This window comes from Bradyrhizobium septentrionale (genome assembly GCF_011516645.4).
In the GTDB taxonomy this organism is placed as follows: Bacteria; Pseudomonadota; Alphaproteobacteria; order Rhizobiales; family Xanthobacteraceae; genus Bradyrhizobium; species Bradyrhizobium septentrionale.
The window spans coordinates 7,687,321-7,706,655 of record NZ_CP088285.1 but is presented as its reverse complement, the minus strand read 5'-3'; the positions used below and the strand labels follow the sequence as shown (position 1 = coordinate 7,706,655).

Genomic DNA, 19,335 nt, shown 5'->3' with positions numbered 1-19,335 from the left:
TCGCAAATCCAGCCCCCATAACAACTGCATTTCTACCACGGGGCCTGCCGATGTCTTTGTCTCTCGATCGCGAACTGGCGAAAGCCACTCCAGTCATTCAGTTGCGTCCAGATTCACATGCCGCGCCGGAAGCCGAGCTTCCGATGCAGGTGATCCGCCGCAACGGGACGGTGTCGCGCTTCGACGCCAGCAAGATTTCGGTCGCGATGACCAAGGCGTTCCTCGCGGTCGAGGGCCACACCGCAGCAGCCTCCCGTCGCGTCCATGAAGTGGTCGAGCAGTTGACGGCGGAAGTCGTCACCGCGCTGTCGCGCCGCATGAGCGAAGGCCGTACCTTCCATATCGAGGACGTGCAGGATCAGGTCGAACTGGCCTTGATGCGCAGCGAGCACCACAAGGTGGCGCGCGCCTACGTGCTGTACCGCGACGAGCGCACCCGGCAGCGTGCCGAGCAGGAGGCCGTCAAGCCGCAGGCCGGTCCGCAATTCAACGTCACGCTCGCCAACGGCAGCAAGGTGCCGCTGGACAATGCGCGGCTTGCTCTGATCGCCAACGAAGCCTGCGCCGGCCTCGAAGGCGTCGACGCCGCCGCCGTGCTCGCCGAAACCCATCGCAATCTCTACGACGGCATCAGCCAGGACGAACTTGCGCTTGCGTCCGTGATGGCCGCCCGTACTCTGGTAGAGCAGGAGCCGAATTACGCCTATGTCAGCGCGCGCCTGCTGCTCGACAAGCTGCGCACCGAAGTGCTGTCCTATGTCGAAGGCACGCCGGCCAACGCCTCGCAGGCCGACATGGCGACGCGCTATGCCGAGTATTTTCCGGCCTATATCAGGACCGGCATCAAGGCCGAACTGCTCGACGCTGACCTCGCACGATTCGATCTGCCCCGGCTTGCGGCGGCGCTGAAGCCGGAGCGCGACCTGTCGTTCCAGTTCCTTGGCCTGCAAACGCTCTACGACCGCTATTTCCTGCACGAGCGCGGCAACCGCATCGAACTGCCGCAGGCATTCTTCATGCGCGTCGCGATGGGCCTTGCCGTGCGCGAGATCGACCGCGAGGCGCGCGCCATCGAGTTCTACAATCTGCTGTCATCGTTCGACTTCATGGCCTCGACGCCAACGCTGTTCAACTCCGGTACGCTGCGGCCGCAGCTTTCGTCGTGCTTCCTCACCACCGTGGCCGATGATCTCGATGGCATCTTCAAGTCGGTCAAGGACAACGCGCTGCTGGCGAAGTATTCCGGCGGCCTCGGCAACGACTGGACCCGCGTGCGCGGTCTGGGCGCCCACATCAAGGGGACCAATGGCGAGAGCCAGGGCGTGGTGCCGTTCCTCAAGGTCGCCAACGACACCGCGATCGCCGTCAACCAGGGTGGCAAACGCAAGGGCGCAGTCTGTGCCTATCTTGAGACCTGGCACATCGACATCGAGGAATTCCTCGACCTGCGCAAGAACACCGGCGACGACCGCCGGCGCACCCACGACATGAACACCGCCAACTGGGTGCCCGACCTGTTCATGCAGCGCGTCGCCGCCGACGGCGAATGGACGCTGTTCTCGCCGGACGAGACGCCCGATCTGCACGACCTCTACGGCAAGCCGTTCGCGGAACGCTATGCGTTCTACGAAGCCAAGGCGGCGAGGGGTGAGATCCGCGTGTTCAAGCAGGTCCGCGCCACCGACCTCTGGCGCAAGATGCTGACCATGTTGTTCGAGACCGGCCATCCCTGGATCACGTTCAAGGACCCCTGCAACCTGCGTTCGCCGCAGCGCCATGCCGGCGTCATCCACTCGTCGAACCTCTGTACCGAGATCACGCTCAACACGTCCGACGACGAGACCGCGGTCTGCAACCTTGGTTCGATCAACCTGCTCAACCACATCAAGGACGGGGCGCTCGACGAGATCAGGCTGAAGAACACGACGATGACGGCGATGCGGATACTCGACAATGTCATCGACATCAACTTCTACACCATTCCGGAAGCGCGCCGTTCCAACCTGCGTCACCGTCCGGTCGGCCTCGGCCTGATGGGTTTTCAGGATGCCTTGCAGGCGATGCGGATCGCGATCGCGTCCGATGCGGCGGTGGCGTTCGCCGACACCAGCATGGAAGCGATCTCGTACTACGCGATCTCGGCTTCGGTGAATCTTGCTGCCGAGCGCGGCAAGTATCCGTCGTTCGAGGGATCGCTGTGGAGCCAGGGCATCCTGCCGATCGACTCGATCGAACTGTTGGCCGACGCCCGCGGCGGCCTCGACATGGACCGCTCCAGCACCCGCGACTGGGCCAGCCTGCGTGCCCGCGTCCGGACCATCGGCATGCGCAATTCCAACGTGATGGCGATCGCGCCGACCGCGACGATTTCCAACATCTGCGGCGTCGCGCAGTCGATCGAGCCCGGCTACCAGAACCTCTACGTCAAATCGAACATGTCCGGCGATTTCACCGTCGTGAACGAGTTCCTGGTCCGCGACCTCAAGGCCCGCGGCCTGTGGGACGAGGTGATGGTCAACGACCTCAAATATTTCGACGGCAGCGTCGGTTCGATCGACCGTATCCCTGACGACCTCAAGGCGCTCTATGCGACCGCCTTCGAGATCGACAGCGCCTGGCTGATCGAAGCGGCCTCCCGCCGGCAGAAGTGGATCGACCAGGCCCAGTCGCTCAACCTCTACATTGCCAACCCCTCCGGCAAGAAGCTCGATGCGCTGTATCGCCTGGCGTGGACCCGCGGTCTGAAGACGACCTACTACCTGCGTTCGCGCTCCGCGACCCACGTGGAGAAGTCGACGCTGAAGGGCACCGACGGCAAGCTCAACGCCGTGACCTCGGTCTCGATGATGTCCGCCGGTTCGACCGTCAACGTGTCCTCCGCCGTCACCGCGCCGGACCTGACCACGGTCATGGCGTGCTCGATCGACAACCCCGACTGCGAAGCCTGCCAGTAAGCAGAGAAGAAAAGGAAATCACCATGCTTGACTGGTCAGACAACGCGTCCTCCGCCGCCCGCAAACCGGCGCCTGCGGTCCTGCTCACCACGCCGGCGCCGGAACCAACCGGCCTCGGCACGATCGATCGCAGCGGCGGCCGCGTCTCGGTCGACGAAAAGCGGATGATCAACTGCCGCGCCGACGTAAATCAGCTCCTGCCGCTAAAGTACAAATGGGCGTGGGAGAAGTATCTCGCCGGCTGCAACAATCACTGGATGCCGACCGAAGTCTCGATGCAGGCCGACATCGCGTTGTGGAAGTCGCGCGATGGCCTGACCGAAGACGAGCGCCGCGCCATCAAGCGCAACCTCGGCTTCTTCGCGGCCTCCGAGAGCCTCGTCGCCAACAACATCGTGTTGGCGATCTACCGCCACCTGACCAACCCGGAATGCCGGCAGTACCTGCTACGGCAGGCGTTCGAGGAGGCGGTGCACACCCATACCTTCCAGTACATTGTCGAAAGCCTCGGCCTCGACGAGGGCGAGCTGTTCAACATGTACCGCGAAGTGCCCTCGATCACCGACAAGGCGGCGTGGGCAATCAAGCACACCCAGCATCTCGACGATCCCGACTTCAAGACCGGGACGCCTGAAGCCGACCAGGCGTTCCTGCGCGACCTCGTCGCGTTCTACGTCATCTTCGAAGGCATGTGGTTCTACACGGGTTTTGCGCAGATCCTCTCGCTCGGCCGCCGCAACAAGATGGTCGGGATCGCCGAGCAGTACCAGTACATCCTGCGCGATGAATCGATCCACCTGAACTTCGGTATCGACGTCATCAACCAGATCAAGATCGAGAACCCGCACCTCTGGACGAAGGAGTTCCAGGAGGAAATCCGCGACATGGTGCGAACCGCCGCCGAACTCGAAGCCGCCTACGGCCGCGACACCATGCCCCGCGGCTTCCTCGGCCTCAACGCAGCTCTCTGCGAGCAATACATGCACTTCATCGCCAACCGCCGCTGCGCGCAACTTGGCCTCGCGCGGGTGTTCGACGAGGCGGAAAACCCGTTCCCGTGGATGTCGGAGGCGATGGACCTCAAGAAGGAGAAGAACTTCTTCGAGACGCGCGTGATCGAGTATCAGAACGGCGGCGCGTTGAGCTGGGAGTAGGGAATACGGGTGGCGCTTTGACCCGTGTCAGAGCGCTGCCGTTTTCAACTTGAGCGAGGCTGGTGGAGCGACTGTGACGTCCTGAAACTTCCACTCGATCAGTGCGGTCTGGTTCGTCAAGTCTTCGAACAGAATAGCCTCGCTTGCCCCAACAGGAGATTCCTTCCCGTTGATCCAAAGCAGCCAATAGCAATTCGGCGTAGAACCGTCTGCTACTCCATCGATGCTGTCGATCTGCGCGCCGTAGATTGAGCGGTATTCGACTCGGAAGCTGAAATTGGTGGAATTCATTGCTTCGCCGATGATCGTCGCCTGCAACGCAGTAATCCCGGCGTACCAAGGAACATCAGGAAGTACGTGAGTAGGGTTTGGGTCTGATGGTTTTGCGTAGATTTTGATCTGGATCGAATTCCCGCTGGTCGCCATTGTCGTCCCCAAAATGGAATGCCACAACGACGGACACGGTAATGGTGTACAGTAAAAATGTACAACCATATCTTTCGGAATTTTTGGCGCGGAATCTAGTCCAGTCCTTTGCGGATCAAGTTTCCTAGTTTTTCGCTGCTGCTGAGGCTCGACGCAAAATTGTAGTGCTTATTTGTAATTCGCCGATCTCGATGATGAAGCAAAGCGCTACCCAAATGTGGATTGTCCCCGACATGAATCGCGGCACTGGACGCTGCCGCGGTACGGAACATGTGGGCACCTAACCCGATGCCGACGGTGCTCCGTGTGGCTTCTGCGATTGCGGCCTCCATGCCTCCGTAGCTTAAGGCTTCGCCTCTGTTCGACGAAATCCAAAGCGCGTTGGTCTCGCTGCGCAATAGGACGGGACGGTGGCGCTCCAAGTACACTCTCAGCGCTGGCAAGATCATGGCATCAACTTCCCGTTCGTCGGGACGTTTCTCCTTGGTCTCGGACGCTTTTAACGCGATCCACCAAGCTCCATCTGTCTCGATGAAGTTTCGGTCGATCGTATCCGTCCGAGGGCGGCCGTCTTGCGAGTTTTTCCGATCTGTAGCTGACTGTCCTTATGGACGTACATAAGGACAGTGCGGTGCTGAGCCGCATGGATTTGGTGGAGACCGGTCGGCGGCGACGCTGGACGCGTGCGGAGAAGCTCAGAATCGTAGAGGAGAGCTTCTCGGGGCCACGACTGGTGTCGGCGACGGCTCGCCGGTATGGGATATCACGTCAGCTTCTGCTGAGCTGGCGCAAGGCTTGGACCTGTCATGATCCGGCCGAAGAGGATTCGATCGGCCCGACATTCGTCCCTGCGATAGTTGCGGCAAGTACGCCGCCAACGACGGAAGCTGTCGAGACAGGTCAGATCGAAATCGTGAGCCCTCAGGGGCTGCGCGTGGTCTTCGGCCCCGGTGCGGATATCGAGGCGGTCGTTCGAATTGCTCGGGGCCTGGCGCGCCGATGATCCCGATCCCGACGGGCGTGCGGGTGTGGCTGGCGACGGGCCATACCGACATGCGGTGCGGCTTTCCGAGCCTGGCTCTGCGCGTGCAGGAAGTGCTCAAGCGCGACGCCATGGGCGGCGGTCTTTTCTGCTTCCGGGGCAAACGCGGTGATCTATTGAAGGTCATTTGGCACGATGGCCAGGGCGCCTGCTTGTTCACCAAAAGACTCGAGAGAGGCAGGTTCATCTGGCCATCGGTTGCTGGTGAATCGGTAACGATCTCTCCGGCGCAGTTGAGCTATCTGTTGTCCGGGATCGATTGGCGCAACCCTCAAGAAACCCAGCGTCCGACGCGGGTCGGATAGTCGTTTTACGGTTTGAATCTGCGGCTCGATCTGATTCAATGGCTCCATGATATCGAAGCCGGATGATCTTCCATCGGACCTTGTCAGTGCCCTGGCGGCGCTGCAGGCCGAGCGTGAGGCGCGACAGAAAGCCGAGGCGAAGGCCGCCAACTGGCAGGCGCAAGCCGCGAATGCGCAGGCGAAACTGTCGGATACCGAGGCGCTGATCGCTCATCTCGAGTTGCGCATCGAGAAGCTGAAACGCGAACTGTACGGGCAGCGCTCCGAGCGCACGGCGCGGCTGCTCGAGCAGTTGGAACTGGAGCTCGAAGACCTCGTCGCCACGGCGAGCGAGGATGAGCTTGCGGCGCAGGCCGCAGCGGCGAAGACGCAGAACGTCCGCCCCTTCACGCGCAAGCGGCCGGTGCGCAAGCCTTGGCCGGACGACATCGAACACGAGCGCGTCGTCATTGACGCTCCGACGAGCTGCGCCTGCTGCGGCGGATCGCGGCTGGCGAAGGTCGGCGAGGATGTGACCAAGACGCTGGAGGAGATCCCGCGTCGCTTCAAGGTCATCGAAACAGTGCGCGAGAAGTTCACCTGCCGCGATTGCGAGAAGATCAGCCAGCCGCCTGCGCCGTTCCATGCCACGCCGCGCGGCTTCATCGGCCCACAATTGCTGGCGACGATCCTGTTCGACAAGTTCGGCATGCATATCCCGCTCAACCGCCAGAGTGCGCGCTTTAAGGCCGAGAGGATCGATTTGCCGCTGTCGACGCTGGCCGACCAGGTCGGCCACGGGACCTTCGCCGTCATGCCACTCTTCCACTTGATCGAACGCCATGTGCTCGCTGCTGAGCGCCTTCATGGCGATGACACCACCATCCGTATCCTGGCGAAGGGCAAGTGCACGACCGGGCGGATCTGGACTTATGTGCGGGATAACCGGCCCTTTGCCGGGCCTGCGCCGCCGGCGGCGGTCTATTACGCCTCGAGCGACCGACGAGGCGAGCATCCGCAGAAGCATCTGGCCGCCTTCGCCGGCATCCTGCAAGCCGATTGCTACAACGGCTTCGAGCCACTGTTCGACCCGCAGAAGAAGGTGCTGCCGATTACGCCGGCGTTTTGCTTCGCCCATGCGCGGCGGGGCTTCTTCGAGCTGGCTGACATCGAGAAGAATGCCCGGGAAGGCAAGAGAGGTAAACCGGTCTCTCCGATCGCGCTGGAGGCGGTCAGGCGCCTGGATGTGTTGTTCGAGATCGAGCGCGCCATTAACGGCTGCGGCGCCGAAGAGCGGCGCGCCGTGCGCCAGGAAAAGAGCAAGCCGCTCCTCGGGGACATGCACGCCTGGTTGCTGCGTGAGCGCGAAACCCTCTCTCGCTCCTCCGAGGTCCTGAAGCCTATGAATTACATGCTCAGGCGCTGGGACGACTTCGCCCGCTTCCTCGACGATGGCAGGATCTGCTTGACCAACAATTGTGCTGAGCGCGCATTGAGAGGCATCGCCTTGGGAAGGCGCAACTGGACCTTCGCCGGCAGCCAGCGTGGTGCCGACCGTGCCGCCATCATGCTGACGATGATCACGACCTGTCGTCTCAACGACGTCGATCCGAAAGCCTGGCTCGCCGACGTCCTCGCCCGTATCGCCGATCTTCCCGCATCGCGTCTGCACGAATTGCTGCCCTGGGAATGGAAGCTCCTGCGCCAAGCCGACAAGCCCGCCGATCAGCAGGCCGCCTGACCTTCACGCAACGCCATCATAGAGCTCGCCGTACCCGCGCGCATGCGTCCATCACGCGGTCCTCGTCGTATGCGTACGGTCGATCTCCAGGCTCGCGAAGTTCTTCAAACGGATGGGGTGAAGAGCCAGGATTGCAATCATCAGACCGTTTCTGACCTGACGCGCCTTTGCTGTTTCAGACATTCCGCTCGAAAGTATCGCGGCCTCGACCAATGTCAGACCTGCTTCAACAAGCCTTTCGGCCAAAACAAGTTGATCCGCCTTCGATCTCGGCTGCATTACGAGGGCCAGATCCGTTTCGATTTCCATCAACCAATCGAGATCGCATGTGGGATCGAGCAGTTTAGCCGCGCGTCTGAGCTTGTAGATTGTGCCGTGCTGCGTAACCGAGCCGACCCGGCTACGCAGCTCGGTCAGGAATCCTTCAACATTCGCCGGAGTTACTTGGGCAGCCGGTGGCGCCTCTAAGGCGAGAGTGCCGCTCCGGACAAGAAAATCTAAGAAATAGCCGTACCTTCGGCCCAAATCGGCGAATGTTATAGCTTTCAGATGACTTGCCGCGCCACCGCGCCTGAGACGTTCCCGCGGCTGCCGGGCAGCCTGCCATGCCGCGCGATCGGCGACGGGCCAGAGTTCAATTGGAAGGGAGCGAACTTTCTGCACGTCGTCGATCTCAAACATTTTCTGCATCAAACGTTACATGCTGGCGAAGAGTGCTCGCGTATCGTGCATTGGCGTGAGTAGTTTCAAGTCCACAGTAGAAGTTGATGGTCGTTTGAATATTCCGGTGACCGAGGAAGCGGCGAACGGTTTCATACTCACCCGGATAGTGTTTGAGATAGATGGCGGCGCTGGCGTGGCGGAATTGATGGGCTGTTACCCGCAGGCCGGTCGCAGATTCTATGCGGTCGGTGATTTGACCGCTGAACATGTTTGCCGTCTTCGGCTGACCTGCCGTCCCCGGGAAGAGCCAATTAGCGTTTGCCCCTCTGAGCAGCGCGGGTCGGAAATCGTGAATGTATTCGTCGATGAGGAGCGACACGTCCGCATCCAATTGGAAGTTAAGATCGACCCTGTTTTTCACGTCAAATCGCGGAAAGGTTAGCCAGAACGGCGAGGCGGGACCGCCCGGTTTGATGAGGTTTCTCTCCAATTCGATGGCCGCCAAATTGGCGAGCCGTACCGGTGCGTAGGTCAGAATGGCGATGGCCGCTGCAATTTGAGCGGTCAAAGCTGCCTTGACGGGGGCGTGAGCATTCGTGTGACGCGCCTCGATCATGAGTGCGGCGGGCAGATCCGTCACCCGCCTCCAAACGCCGGGAGCAGTCACCTTTCGAATGAGGCTAAGGTTCTTCTCGGTCATTCCACCATGACGATATTCTTCAAGGCGAGCCGCGATCTCTTCGAGCCGATCAATTGCTGTCGATTCGAGGCCCGATAGCCGACCCAGACGCATCAGTTTCTGGCCAACATCAATCGTGAAAACATTCGGTTCGTCGCCGTCTTCGCGCCAATAAGCTTCTATGACGGGTTCGACAACGTCGGGATGCACGAGGGAGGCGAGAGAAGTCAGATTTTCCAACTGAATTCCTGCGCCTACGGCCTTCTTTATGACCGCCACCAGTTCTGCACGGCAAGTCTTGATGGTCCTTGGCGAGCAGGGGCGAGAGCGCCGGCCTGTGGGGCTCCTTCGGATTTTGCTGAGTGAAACTAGGTAATCTTCGATATCCTCACGTAGGCCATTCGGGAAATCGCTCCACGCCAACCCACTGGCCACAGACAGCGGCGGCTCCGTCAGTCGCTGAGTGGGCCAAGCGGGGTCGAGCCCCGCGCTGACGTTCCACTCTCGGGCGACAGAGCGGCGGGCTGCTACGCTTGTCTCCAACGAGGTCGTTGCGGCTCGATATCTGAAATAATCAGCCAGCGTCTCGTCGCCGACCGCATCGGGCGAAATGCCCATGCCGGAGCAATAACGGAAGAAGCCGGATAGTCTGGCTTTGCGCCCATAGTGATCAATTCCATCTCGCAGCGCCGCCCACGCGGGCAGGAGCAAAACGCCACGAGGAGAGACGTTGCTTTCCTTGGCGAACCAGCGGAGCGCGGCAGCTGCGTTGGCCCTGTGGTTGGCAAGGGTCTTCGCGGTCACGTCCAAGGGAGCGTGGTGTAACTGCCCGACCGAGAGGACCACGGCGGTCCAGCGGGCTGGGATCGTTTCGAGCGGACGGTCGAGCCATTCGCCGATCTTCCCAAGCGAACATCGCCAGTGGCTCTTCCTGGAAACACTGAGATCATCGGCCCTGTCTATGGCTGCGATGGCGTCGGCAAAGCTGGGTTCGAGGAGGGCTACTTGTAAGGTCATTGGGACCGCCACGGGCGCGCTGTTGTTGGACCAAGTATCCTGCGGATGGATACTGATGAATTTTTGGAAGATGTCAATAGTATAATGGCTATCTATACTTCTAATAATGATCCTAATCTTTGTTGTCAGAAGTATATATTGATGTTGTTTGATGTATTCGCGTTCCTGCTTATTCCTCCAATGACGTCGATTTTTGACGCATTGCTACGCGCTCGTGGAGATGTGCTGGTTGGACTTGATCCACTGCTGCAACGCAGTGACGCTGTAGCGGACGCAGCCGCCCAGCTTGTGGTACGGGGGGCCGTTGCCGTTGAGGCGCGCTTTAGCGAGCCAGCTCTTGCTGAGCTTCAGATAGGCCGCAGCATCATCGGGCGTCAGGAGCGCATCGGGATGGTTAGCTTTTGAATTCGAGGTCATGGTCTGTCCTGCCGTGGAAAACGTTGGACAGAAGTTGACGTAGGCATTCCCGCAAATCACCGGCTCGTTCCGGCAAAAGTCTTTTGCGGCACCGCCCGTATTAAACGGCGCTTTGGATAGCGCTGATGTTTCTAGCCCGATCTATTCACGAGAGCACGGTCGTTCTTGACGTCTGACGGGGGCTGGCGGCTGGCGTGGGTGACCGTCCGGCCTTTTGTCACCGGGTTCTACATCAAGCTGTTTTGTACGCGTTGGAGGAGTGGGGCGGGTGAGCGGGCGCAGGCCCGGTCGGTTACGGGCCGAGCGGGAGCAGCGCGCCGGGCAAGCTGCGGAAGAGGTCGGCTTCGGGGCATGCCGCGGCGAACGCAAGGCGAATGCGGCTCGCGGTTTCGACGACCCGGGCTGCGATTTTCAAGAGACGAAGACGCAGCGTCGCGAACTCGGCAGTGGCCAATTCCCGGACTTTGGGAATGGCGCCGCGCACGGTCAGCATCAACCAATAAGCGGCGGTGTGGAGAACGAGACGGACCTGGTTGGCGAGCGCCGAACGGCAACTGGTGCGATCGGAGGCGAGCTGCGTCTTATGCAGCTTGATCAGATTCTCGGCTTGGCCGCGCGCGCAATACAGGCTGTCGTAGATCCACTCGGCCGAGCCGACATCGAGGCTGGTGACGACGAAGCGGATGTCGAGGCCGAGCATCGTCGCCTCAATACGGGCGACGGTGCGCCGTTCGCGATCCCAGGACTTTGCCTTGTGGCGCGTCTCGGTATAGCCGCGCAGAACAGCTAGGTTCTCGATGGCGCGTCGGGTGCGGATATCGTCGGCGACCTCGTCGACTTTTCTGGCGAGCGGCTTGGTGCCGGACAGACCGAAGATGTAGTCGATGCCGTTGGTCTCGCACCACGCCATTGCCTCCGGCCGGGCATAGTGCCCGTCGCCACGGAACGTAATTCGCGTGTTGTGCCACCGCGTCCGGATATGCCGTATCAGGCGGCGCAGATGGGCACGCACCTCGACCCCGCCCGGCGTCTTGCCGGGCCGCAGCACGACCGCCACGGGCCGGCTCTTCTCCGTGTCGTAGACGTGGATCGGCAGGAAGCAGCGTTCGTCATAATGAGCGTTGAACAGCGAGAGCTGCTGATGGCCGTGGACGACATCGCAGGTATCATCGATGTCGAGCGTGACGGATGCCGGCTCGCGCGGGTAGCTATCCATCCATGCGTCGACCAAAGTGTAGGTCAGTCGGATCACGTCGCGCAGGCGCGGAGCATTCTCCAGCCGCGACAGCGTCGGTTGGGAACACAGATCGCGACCCGTGTCCGGCAGCCGTCCGCAGGCCAGCTTGAATGCGGGATCGGACCGCAGATGATCGAGGTCGTCGGCGTCCTCGTAGCCGCAGCAGATCGCGAACATGCGCGCGCGGAACATATCGACAAGGCTGTGCACGACCCGCGTCGGATCGCGCCGATCCGGGAACACCCGGGCCAAATTGTCGGCCAAGCCGAGACGCCGCTCGGCCATCGCCAGAAGCATCACGCCCCCGTTCGAGGTCAGCCGACCGCCATCGAAGGCAGCTGTGACTTTCTTGGCGTGAACGGCTGGAAACGAGAAGGGCAGAATCGTATCATCGGTCATGGCGGGCCTGGCGTTCGCGGTTGAGGTGATGGGGTTGGCTTTGCAACCGAATCCTACGCCGCATCAGCGCTTTACACCACGCTCGCCAGCCTCTCAGGCGCCCTCTCGCGAATAAGACGGGCTAGGTTTTCGGCGTGGCCTTTGGAATTTGCGATCCGGGTTGCTTTCGTGGAGTCCATCGAGCGCGCGTGCGACGGTCGACTCACTCAGTCCCTTGTCCCATTTCAACGATCGCTGAACGAGTTGGACCAAAGCCTTTAGCGGCCTGCTTGTGTTCCAGTGGCCTTCTTCAATCTGCTGGCGAACGCAATCACGGACCTGATCGCGACGGCTGGGGCGGCCGATGGCAGGAGAGCCGGGTTTCGGCGCAGCAGCCCTGCGTTGTCGCCGGCGGACCAAGCCTGCTAGTTTTTCGATCTCAACTTTTCGGAACACCAACTTTAGTAAACCGAGGCGCCGCGGCCCAAACTCGGCTGTTATTCTCTCGTGGAGGGAATTCCCCGGGCGAAGAAACATGAAGTCCCCACCCCGTGGCGAGCGGAGGAGGGGAACCAGTCCTGTCTCGAAAGGACTCATTTTTAGCCAGCGATCGCCGGGACCGTAAATGTGGGTCTGAACCTTGTTTTGATCGACCGCGCTCCAAATCTCGGCATTAGCGTCGTCATTGGCTTTGCCGTCTTCGACGTCGATCCCGTTCTGCCGCATTTCACTCACAACGTCGCGGTCGGGAACGCCTGCACACTTGGCGGCAGCAATAATTTCAATGGCCTCACGTCTGGACAGATATTCGATCGGAGTCATGCGTTTGCTTTCGAACAAGACATAGTCCGGACGGTGACTGACCGGCTTATGGTCGCTCAAGTGGCGCCGTCGCGGCTGGCGGGAAAACTTGTGGATACCTGGTCCGGTAGCGCGATCACTTGGGTTGGTCCGGCGGTGACAATTTATGGGTCAGAACCCGCGCAATTTGCCTCAACTCAACGATAAGTCGTTGAATTCACGCGATATCTTGCGAATTATCCGGTTCCGAAGTCTAGATCTTGTGTTTTCTCTATTTGTTCCTATCTCTAGTGGAGGTCTCACCTCCTTGGGGACAGGGAAATGCTCGCACCGAATACCGCGCCGATCTTGGATGATCTCCTGCTGGACGTCGTTACCGTCATCGAACTGAGTGACCACGACCGGCAAGTTGCCGAGAACCGTTACCGTCGCCTGAAGCCGCACCTTGAGAGGCCGTCCAGCCCTCTCCGCGAACCGCTCATGAACAGCGCCAGTATGATCTACGCGCAAGGGTCCATGGCGATCGGCGCGACCATCATCAGCGGCACGGACGAAGACCGGTTCGATGTAGATGCACTGGTCGACATGACCACGCCGGGGCACTGGTCGGACGACGACGTGCTCGACTATCTTTTCGACGCGCTGCAGGGCTTTCCCGACGTCCGCAAGATCGCGCGATGCACCCGCTGCGTACAGATGCACTTTGCCTTCATGCACATGGACGTGACAATACTCGACGCTGCGAGGCAGCCGCGCATCGAGCGTGTTGGCGAAATCTTTCACAGCCCGGATACGGGCACTGGCTACCGCGTGCCCTCGAATCCATACGGCTTCTCGACGTGGTTTCGGGAGAGCGTCACGCAACCGACCTACGACTTCGAGAGGTCGCTGCAGTCGCGCCGGCGAATATACGGCGTTGACCGTCTTCCCGAGTCTTCCATCAAGGCTGAGGTGGATCAGGAAAATCTGCCTGACGTCATTCCCACACGGCTCGACGCTCAGCAGGTTCTGGCGCTGAAACTGATGAAGCGCTTCGTCAATCTTCGGTTCCAGACCCGTACCATCCGCCGGCCGCCATCGATCTACTTCACCAAGCTCGCAGTCACCTGCGGCTACGAGCCGAGCGGTCTCACGACCCAGCTCGAACGGTTTGCCGCCAAGGTCAAGGCCGAGATGGATGCCGCGTTTGCCAAGAACGCCGGGCCGGACGAGCGCAACCCTACTCATCAGCCAGACCGGCTGAATGATCGCTGGCCGACGAGCCAGGACGACCGCAGAACCCTCAGCGCTGACATGGACTATCTCCTGAACGCGCTAAGGATCGCACGCACCGCCGAGCTGAAGGACATCGCCGCTATCTTCGACAACCTGTTCGGCGAGCGGGTCAGCACGCGCACCATCGACACATTCTCGAAGCGCATGGGCAAGGGCTCAGGACGCGAGACCTTCAGGTACGAACGCGGTTCCGGCACTATCATTCCCGTTGCTGCCGCCGCAGCCGCTTCGGTGGCGAGCGCAGCCGTGGCAGCGCCGTCGCACAATTTCCACTGCGAGGAATAGTGCGCGAGCTGTCGTACCACAAGAAGCCGAGGTCGCTGGGTGCGCAGCAGGCGCGGATGGCGGGGCGCTGGCCTGACTTCAAATTCAGGGTCTTCAGCCAGAATCTCGTCGGCTGGGATGGAGCGATACGCGGCGCTCAGAAGTGGTACTTGGTTCGCGTGCTTTGGCTGGCAGATGGCTCGTACAAGCCGTACCTATTTCTTCTCGATCCACCGCTGCGGCCCCGCGACGGCGGCACGTTCGACCAGATTCCGCACCTGCTGTTCGACAGCGACAATCCGGCCTCATCCGGCCTGTGTCTGTTCGACCCGGACGGTGGCGAATGGTCCAATCGGCTGCTCATCGCGGACACCACGATTCCGTGGGCCGCAGAGTGGCTCTTGTACTACGAACTGTGGCACCTCACGGGCGAGTGGCAAGGAGGCGGCGTTGGTCACGAGAGTATCGCCGAAGCGCGGGCTGCCGGCGTTTACCGACAGGCGAGCCCACTCGCTGAAGGAGAGACGCAAGCCGCTGCCGTGGCCGAAGGATAAGCCCTTCAAGATACTGTCGCTGGATGGCGGCGGCATTCGGGGCGTCTATGCTGCTTCGATCCTCGCCTTGATCGAGAAAGAGATCACGGGCGGCGAGCCGATAGCCGACTACTTCGACACCATCGCCGGCACGTCCACGGGTGGCATTATCGCGCTCGGTCTTGGTCTCAAGAAGTCAGCCGCCAAGATCGAGAAGCTCTACGTGGAGGATGGGCACCTCGTCTTTCCCGAGCATTGGCGAAAGCGCCCGCTTCGTCGCTGGCTGCGGCAGCTTTGCGGCTCGCTGCTCGATCACACGGAGCTGGAGCGGCTGTTGTACGACACGTTCCAAGACGAGACGGTCGGCGACTCATCGACGCGCCTCGTGATACCGGCGTTTCTCAGCCCGAAGACGCAGATAGCGGTTCTGAAGACGGACCATCACGAGGATTTCAAGAAGGACTATCTGATGGCGGCGTGGGAGGCAGCTCGCGCTACGTCTGCAGCTCCGACGTTCTTTCAAGGACACACAGCAGGCGACGACTACGTGTTTCTCGATGGCGGCGTGTGGGCAAACAACCCGATCATGGCTGCGATTGTCGACACGCTGTCAGCGTACGACGTTGCGCGCGAGCAAATCCAGATCTTCTCCATCGGCACCGGCAATGCACCATATGATATCGGTGCGTTCGCGTTGCGCGGCGGGCTGTTTCAGTGGAGGGAAATTATCAAGGGTGCAATGTTTCTTACAACCGACAATGCGCAAGCTCAGGCGTGCTTGTTGCTGGGGCCGGAGAACATCTTGCGGCTCGAACCGAAGGGCTGCGGCGCAGAAATTGACATCGACGACTGGCGCGGCGCGATAACTATACTGCCCGCGCAGGCGAGAGCAGATTACGACGCGAACAGGGATCGCATCGCCTCACTGTTCGTCGATAAGGTTGCCCCGAGGCATCGCTTCTACACTACGGGCGACATTCCGTGACCCGCTAAGGCGGCCTTGCCGAGAGGTCTTCGGCTCGCCTAATCGACGGGCGTGCCAAATCGGCTCAGATCTACCAAGGGGAGACTGCCGGTCTTCATCACCTGCTGGCAGCAGTCGCCAAAGCTCGCATCAGCCGGGCACTGCGACCGCGAAAGAGCTTCGCGTCGAATATGTTCGCGCCGGGAAATTCCCAACTCCTGCGCTTGCTGGAGACTCGTCGTTTCGAGCTCGATTGGATCGATGATGGTCAGGCCGAATTTTTCCTGTTCTTTCGCGGACAGGTATCGAACGTCGGAGGGAGCAGTTTTAAGCATTTCATCCGCGAGCTGCGGCGAGACGTTCATCTCGGTCAGGTAGGTTCGGATGTTGGTTAGCATCGCGGTGTATGCGTTGCGGACCGCTTCGGGGCTTATCTGCCCCCTGGGTGTCATTCGGCCTGCAATATTGACCCCCTAAGCCGGGGGATCGGCGTCCAAAATTGACCCCCTGTAGGTTGGTCTGTTGCGCTGCCTGCTTTGGAATGAAGCAGGTGGTCGGGGATGCTGGTCGTGGAGACGATTGCGCGGATTCGGCGCGAGCACTTCATCAAGGGCAAGACGATCAAGGAGATCGCCCGCGACCTGAAGGTGTCGCGGAACACGGTCCGGAAGGTGCTGAGGTCCGGAGGGACCTCCTTCGAGTACGAGCGGCAGGTGCAGCCACGACCAAAGCTGGGGCGGTGGGCATCGGAGCTCGATAGGCTGCTGGCGGCGAACGCGACCAAACCGGCTCGTGAACAGCTGACGCTGATCCGGATCTTCGAAGAGCTGCGCGGGAGCGGCTACGACGGCGGTTACGATGCCGTGCGGCGTTACGCCAGGCGGTGGAGCAAAGAACGCGGGCAATCGACCGCGGCCGCTTATGTCCCGCTGAGCTTTGCCCCCGGCGAAGCCTACCAGTTCGACTGGAGCCACGAGGTGGTCTTGCTGAGCGGCACCACGGTGATGGTGAAGGCCGCCCATGTCCGGCTCTGTCACAGCCGCATGCTGTTCGTGCGGGCCTATCCGCGGGAGACGCAGGAGATGGTGTTCGACGCCCACGACCGGGCGTTCGCCCTGTTCAAAGGCACCTGCACCCGCGGCATCTACGACAACATGAAGACCGCCGTAGAGACGATCTTCGTCGGTAAAGGGCGTCTCTACAATCGCCGCTTCCTGCAGATGTGCAGCCACTATCTGGTCGATCCGGTCGCCTGCACGCCAGCGTCGGGCTGGGAGAAGGGGCAGGTCGAGAACCAGGTCGGGCTGGTCAGGGAACGCTTCTTCACGCCGCGGCTGCGGTTCAAAAACCTCGACGAGTTAAACGTCTGGCTGCTCGACAAATGCATCGCCTACGCCAAGGCTCATCGCCATCCGGAGCTGGTCGATCAGACGATCTGGGAAGTGTTCGAAGCCGAACGCCCCAAACTCGTTCCCTATGCCGGCCGCTTCGACGGCTTGGACATCGCAACAGGATGGACGGAATGCCTGCCCCTGGTGACACGCGATGGCAGCCTCGTCGTGGAAGCGATGAAGCGAGCGCAGGGCCTGTTCCCGTGGGTGATCTGTGGCGCCGACTTCGATAACGACAGCGCGTTCATGAACGACGTCGTCGTTCCATGGTGCCGAGCACAGAAGATCGAGGTAACGCGGTCACGTGCCTACAAAAAGAACGATCAGGCTTTCGTGGAGCAGAAGAACGGTGCGGTGGTCCGGCGGCTCGTCGGATACGGGCGCTTCGACGGGGTCGAGACGGCCCGCGTGATGGCACGTCTCTACGCGGCGGCGCGCCTGCTGGTGAACTTCTTCCAGCCGTCATTCAAGCTCAAAGAGAAGCGCCGCGAGGGTGCCAAGATCATCAAACGCTATCATCCGCCTGCCACACCATACGAACGTGCACTGGGGCACCCGAAACTCCCATCAGCGGTCAAGCGCCGTCTGCGCCACACGTATCGGACTCTCGATCCCATACAATTGCTTGCCACGATCCGCACGGCGCAGGAAGAGCTCGGCGAACGGATCGGCAAGCGCGGTCTTGCGAAGGTTCCCACCGTATCGCCGGCTGATCCGCTCTCGTTTGCCCGATCGCTCGGCACGGCGGCAAAAACCGCCGAAGTGCGGGCCACGCACCGCCGGCCGAAACAGCGATACAAAACGCGTATTCGCATGCCCTCGAAGCTCGATCCCCATCTCGCGATCATCGAGAACTGGCTCGCCGTCGAGCCACAGCTCACTGCACTGGCCATCGTGGGCAGGCTCGCCACGATCGATCCCTCGATGTTCAGCGACAAGCAGCATTCGATCGTTCAGCGCCTGCTTCGGTCCCTCCGGCGGAAGGTGGCGGAGACAGCCATCGTATCCATGCCCGTGGATGAAATACGGCCCGAGGCTGTGGACGGCGCTGCGTGTGATGAGCACTCCGCCCCGCCCACAGCCTCTCCACCGAGCTGGCCGCGGCTCGAGACCGGTCTGGGGCAGTTCGTAGACCTTCATCCCGGGTAACATTACTTCCTGAGGCAATACGAGGGGTCAAATTTGAACGCCGATTGACATTCGCACTCCCGTTGAGCCGGGCCACGCAGATTCGCTCGCAGCAGCAGCGCCAGCGCGGCTGGAAGCTGTATTCCTTCCATGCCCCCGAGGTGGAGTGCATCGGCAAGGGCAAGGCCAGCGCGCCTTACGAGTTCGGCGTGAAGGCTTCCATCGTCACCAACAACCGGCCTGCTCCCGGCGGCCAGTTCGTGCTGCACGCCAAGGCGCTGCCCGATAACCCTTACGACGGTCACACCCTGCGGGACGTCATCGACCGAACCGAGACACTCACCGGCTGCGCGATCGAGTGCGCCTTTGTCGACAAGGGATACCGCGGCCATGACGCACAGAACCCGCGCCGCGTCTTCATCTCCGGCCAGAAGCGCGGCGTCTTCGGCACTATCAAGCGCCAGCTGCGGCGCCGCTCCGCTATCGAGCCCGTGATCGGCCATTTGAAGGCTGACGGACACCTCGGCCGCTGCTACCTCAAAGGCCGCGCCGGCGATACCGCCAACGTCATCCTCTCCGCCGTCGGTTACAACTTCCGCCGCATCCTCGCCTGGCTAAGGGCTCTTTGGTACCTCTTCCTGGCTGCCTTCTTCTCAGTCACCAGCCACCGCACACCACTCAAATCGGCTTCTTAACCGACGACTTGCTACCATTCGCCAAAATAAAAGGCGCACCACTCAGCAAATTCTTGGTCCGGAAAGGGTGCATAGCGTGTGCACACGAAAAGTAATCACTCTGTAAAAATAGCCTACTACTCGGTTAAGTCTTTGATGTTACATGGTGAGCGCGGAGGGACTCGAACCCTCGACCCCATGATTAAAAGTCACGTGCTCTACCGCCTGAGCTACGCGCTCACTCACCTGAACATCGGATCCGGACGTCAGCAGGTTAACCCGCAGGTTAGCCCGTACTTGGGATCGTGCTCCA

Annotated in this window: 15 protein-coding genes, 1 tRNA gene and 2 pseudogenes; 10 read left to right on the top strand and 8 right to left on the bottom strand. The window is 60.9% G+C overall.

The features are described 5' to 3' along the window. The first annotated feature begins 50 nt into the window (after positions 1 to 50). Both HAP48_RS38465 and HAP48_RS38460 read left to right on the top strand, forming a co-directional pair. Positions 51 to 2,954, top strand: coding sequence for a ribonucleoside-diphosphate reductase subunit alpha (locus tag HAP48_RS38465; RefSeq protein WP_166205080.1), 2,904 nt, complete (start codon positions 51 to 53; stop codon positions 2,952 to 2,954). Between the two features lie 23 nt (positions 2,955 to 2,977). Then, positions 2,978 to 4,108 (top strand): ribonucleotide-diphosphate reductase subunit beta, encoded by a 1,131-nt coding sequence (locus HAP48_RS38460; RefSeq protein WP_166205079.1) that lies wholly within the window; start codon positions 2,978 to 2,980, stop codon positions 4,106 to 4,108. Positions 4,109 to 4,135: 27 nt separating this feature from the next. On the opposite strand, the gene HAP48_RS38455 is transcribed toward HAP48_RS38460, so the two are convergent. Continuing rightward, positions 4,136 to 4,534, bottom strand: a complete 399-nt coding sequence (locus tag HAP48_RS38455) for a DUF4430 domain-containing protein (protein WP_166205078.1) — start codon at positions 4,532 to 4,534, stop codon at positions 4,136 to 4,138. Between the two features lie 607 nt (positions 4,535 to 5,141). Between HAP48_RS38455 and tnpA the strand changes: the two genes are divergently transcribed. The 3 genes from tnpA to tnpC are packed head-to-tail and all read left to right on the top strand — an operon-like array spanning position 5,142 to position 7,601. After that, a complete protein-coding gene (gene tnpA, locus HAP48_RS38450; RefSeq protein ID WP_166204038.1) occupies positions 5,142 to 5,537 on the top strand; it encodes an IS66-like element accessory protein TnpA in 396 nt (131 codons plus the stop codon). After that, complete coding sequence (gene tnpB / locus HAP48_RS38445) at positions 5,534 to 5,881, top strand: IS66 family insertion sequence element accessory protein TnpB (protein ID WP_063676425.1); 348 nt, start codon at positions 5,534 to 5,536, stop codon at positions 5,879 to 5,881. The genes tnpA and tnpB overlap by 4 nt, the downstream gene beginning before the upstream one ends. 46 nt (positions 5,882 to 5,927) lie before the next feature. Next, positions 5,928 to 7,601 carry an IS66 family transposase gene (gene tnpC / locus HAP48_RS38440; RefSeq protein WP_166204039.1) on the top strand — a complete coding sequence of 558 codons (1,674 nt, stop codon included), beginning with the start codon at positions 5,928 to 5,930 and terminating at the stop codon, positions 7,599 to 7,601. Between the two features lie 51 nt (positions 7,602 to 7,652). Here the strand turns inward: tnpC and HAP48_RS38435 are convergent, their stop codons facing one another. From HAP48_RS38435 to HAP48_RS38415, 5 genes are all read right to left on the bottom strand, one after another. Beyond that, complete coding sequence (locus tag HAP48_RS38435; protein ID WP_166205077.1) at positions 7,653 to 8,282, bottom strand: hypothetical protein; 630 nt, start codon at positions 8,280 to 8,282, stop codon at positions 7,653 to 7,655. Further along, positions 8,275 to 9,960 carry a site-specific integrase gene (locus HAP48_RS38430; RefSeq protein WP_166205076.1) on the bottom strand — a complete coding sequence of 562 codons (1,686 nt, stop codon included), beginning with the start codon at positions 9,958 to 9,960 and terminating at the stop codon, positions 8,275 to 8,277. The genes HAP48_RS38435 and HAP48_RS38430 overlap by 8 nt, the downstream gene beginning before the upstream one ends. Before the next feature lie 204 nt (positions 9,961 to 10,164). Further along, a complete protein-coding gene (locus HAP48_RS38425) occupies positions 10,165 to 10,377 on the bottom strand; it encodes a helix-turn-helix transcriptional regulator (protein WP_166205075.1) in 213 nt (70 codons plus the stop codon). Positions 10,378 to 10,669: 292 nt separating this feature from the next. After that, complete coding sequence (locus HAP48_RS38420; protein WP_166205074.1) at positions 10,670 to 12,013, bottom strand: IS1380 family transposase; 1,344 nt, start codon at positions 12,011 to 12,013, stop codon at positions 10,670 to 10,672. 93 nt (positions 12,014 to 12,106) lie between these two features. Then, complete coding sequence (locus HAP48_RS38415) at positions 12,107 to 12,874, bottom strand: hypothetical protein (RefSeq protein ID WP_166205073.1); 768 nt, start codon at positions 12,872 to 12,874, stop codon at positions 12,107 to 12,109. Positions 12,875 to 13,114: 240 nt separating this feature from the next. Here HAP48_RS38415 and HAP48_RS38410 point away from each other — a divergent pair, with 240 nt between their 5' ends. The 3 genes from HAP48_RS38410 to HAP48_RS38400 are packed head-to-tail and all read left to right on the top strand — an operon-like array spanning position 13,115 to position 15,850. Then, positions 13,115 to 14,353 carry a nucleotidyltransferase domain-containing protein gene (locus HAP48_RS38410; RefSeq protein ID WP_166205072.1) on the top strand — a complete coding sequence of 413 codons (1,239 nt, stop codon included), beginning with the start codon at positions 13,115 to 13,117 and terminating at the stop codon, positions 14,351 to 14,353. Further along, on the top strand, positions 14,353 to 14,886 hold the full coding sequence (locus HAP48_RS38405) for a type II CBASS E2 protein (protein ID WP_175612260.1): 534 nt from the start codon (positions 14,353 to 14,355) through the stop codon (positions 14,884 to 14,886). The genes HAP48_RS38410 and HAP48_RS38405 overlap by 1 nt, the downstream gene beginning before the upstream one ends. Then, the gene (locus HAP48_RS38400) at positions 14,783 to 15,850 is read left to right on the top strand and encodes a CBASS cGAMP-activated phospholipase (protein WP_224496774.1); all 1,068 of its coding nucleotides are present in this window, start codon (positions 14,783 to 14,785) and stop codon (positions 15,848 to 15,850) included. Before HAP48_RS38405 ends, HAP48_RS38400 begins: the two co-directional genes overlap by 104 nt. A 38-nt stretch (positions 15,851 to 15,888) precedes the next feature. Here the strand turns inward: HAP48_RS38400 and HAP48_RS38395 are convergent, their stop codons facing one another. Beyond that, complete coding sequence (locus HAP48_RS38395) at positions 15,889 to 16,281, bottom strand: hypothetical protein (RefSeq protein WP_234622344.1); 393 nt, start codon at positions 16,279 to 16,281, stop codon at positions 15,889 to 15,891. 108 nt (positions 16,282 to 16,389) lie between these two features. Here HAP48_RS38395 and istA point away from each other — a divergent pair. After that, positions 16,390 to 17,325: pseudogene (istA, locus tag HAP48_RS38390) on the top strand (IS21 family transposase); the annotation flags it as partial. Between the two features lie 1,094 nt (positions 17,326 to 18,419). Then, positions 18,420 to 19,043: pseudogene (locus HAP48_RS38385) on the top strand (transposase); the annotation flags it as partial. A 143-nt stretch (positions 19,044 to 19,186) separates the two neighbouring features. Here the strand turns inward: HAP48_RS38385 and HAP48_RS38380 are convergent. After that, positions 19,187 to 19,262: transfer RNA gene (locus HAP48_RS38380), tRNA-Lys, on the bottom strand. Positions 19,263 to 19,335: the final 73 nt, after the last annotated feature.

What these genes read in the sequence shown, in the direction of transcription:
- HAP48_RS38455 (WP_166205078.1), bottom strand. Translation starts at nt 4,534, where the DNA reads ATGGCGACCAGCGGGAATTCGATCCAGATCAAAATCTACGCAAAACCA.
- HAP48_RS38395 (WP_234622344.1), bottom strand. Translation starts at nt 16,281, where the DNA reads ATGACACCCAGGGGGCAGATAAGCCCCGAAGCGGTCCGCAACGCATAC.
- HAP48_RS38460 (WP_166205079.1), top strand. Translation starts at nt 2,978, where the DNA reads ATGCTTGACTGGTCAGACAACGCGTCCTCCGCCGCCCGCAAACCGGCG.
- tnpB (WP_063676425.1), top strand. Translation starts at nt 5,534, where the DNA reads ATGATCCCGATCCCGACGGGCGTGCGGGTGTGGCTGGCGACGGGCCAT.
- HAP48_RS38430 (WP_166205076.1), bottom strand. Translation starts at nt 9,960, where the DNA reads ATGACCTTACAAGTAGCCCTCCTCGAACCCAGCTTTGCCGACGCCATC.
- HAP48_RS38420 (WP_166205074.1), bottom strand. Translation starts at nt 12,013, where the DNA reads ATGACCGATGATACGATTCTGCCCTTCTCGTTTCCAGCCGTTCACGCC.
- tnpA (WP_166204038.1), top strand. Translation starts at nt 5,142, where the DNA reads ATGGACGTACATAAGGACAGTGCGGTGCTGAGCCGCATGGATTTGGTG.
- HAP48_RS38425 (WP_166205075.1), bottom strand. Translation starts at nt 10,377, where the DNA reads ATGACCTCGAATTCAAAAGCTAACCATCCCGATGCGCTCCTGACGCCC.
- tnpC (WP_166204039.1), top strand. Translation starts at nt 5,928, where the DNA reads ATGATATCGAAGCCGGATGATCTTCCATCGGACCTTGTCAGTGCCCTG.
- HAP48_RS38465 (WP_166205080.1), top strand. Translation starts at nt 51, where the DNA reads ATGTCTTTGTCTCTCGATCGCGAACTGGCGAAAGCCACTCCAGTCATT.
- HAP48_RS38410 (WP_166205072.1), top strand. Translation starts at nt 13,115, where the DNA reads ATGCTCGCACCGAATACCGCGCCGATCTTGGATGATCTCCTGCTGGAC.
- HAP48_RS38435 (WP_166205077.1), bottom strand. Translation starts at nt 8,282, where the DNA reads ATGTTTGAGATCGACGACGTGCAGAAAGTTCGCTCCCTTCCAATTGAA.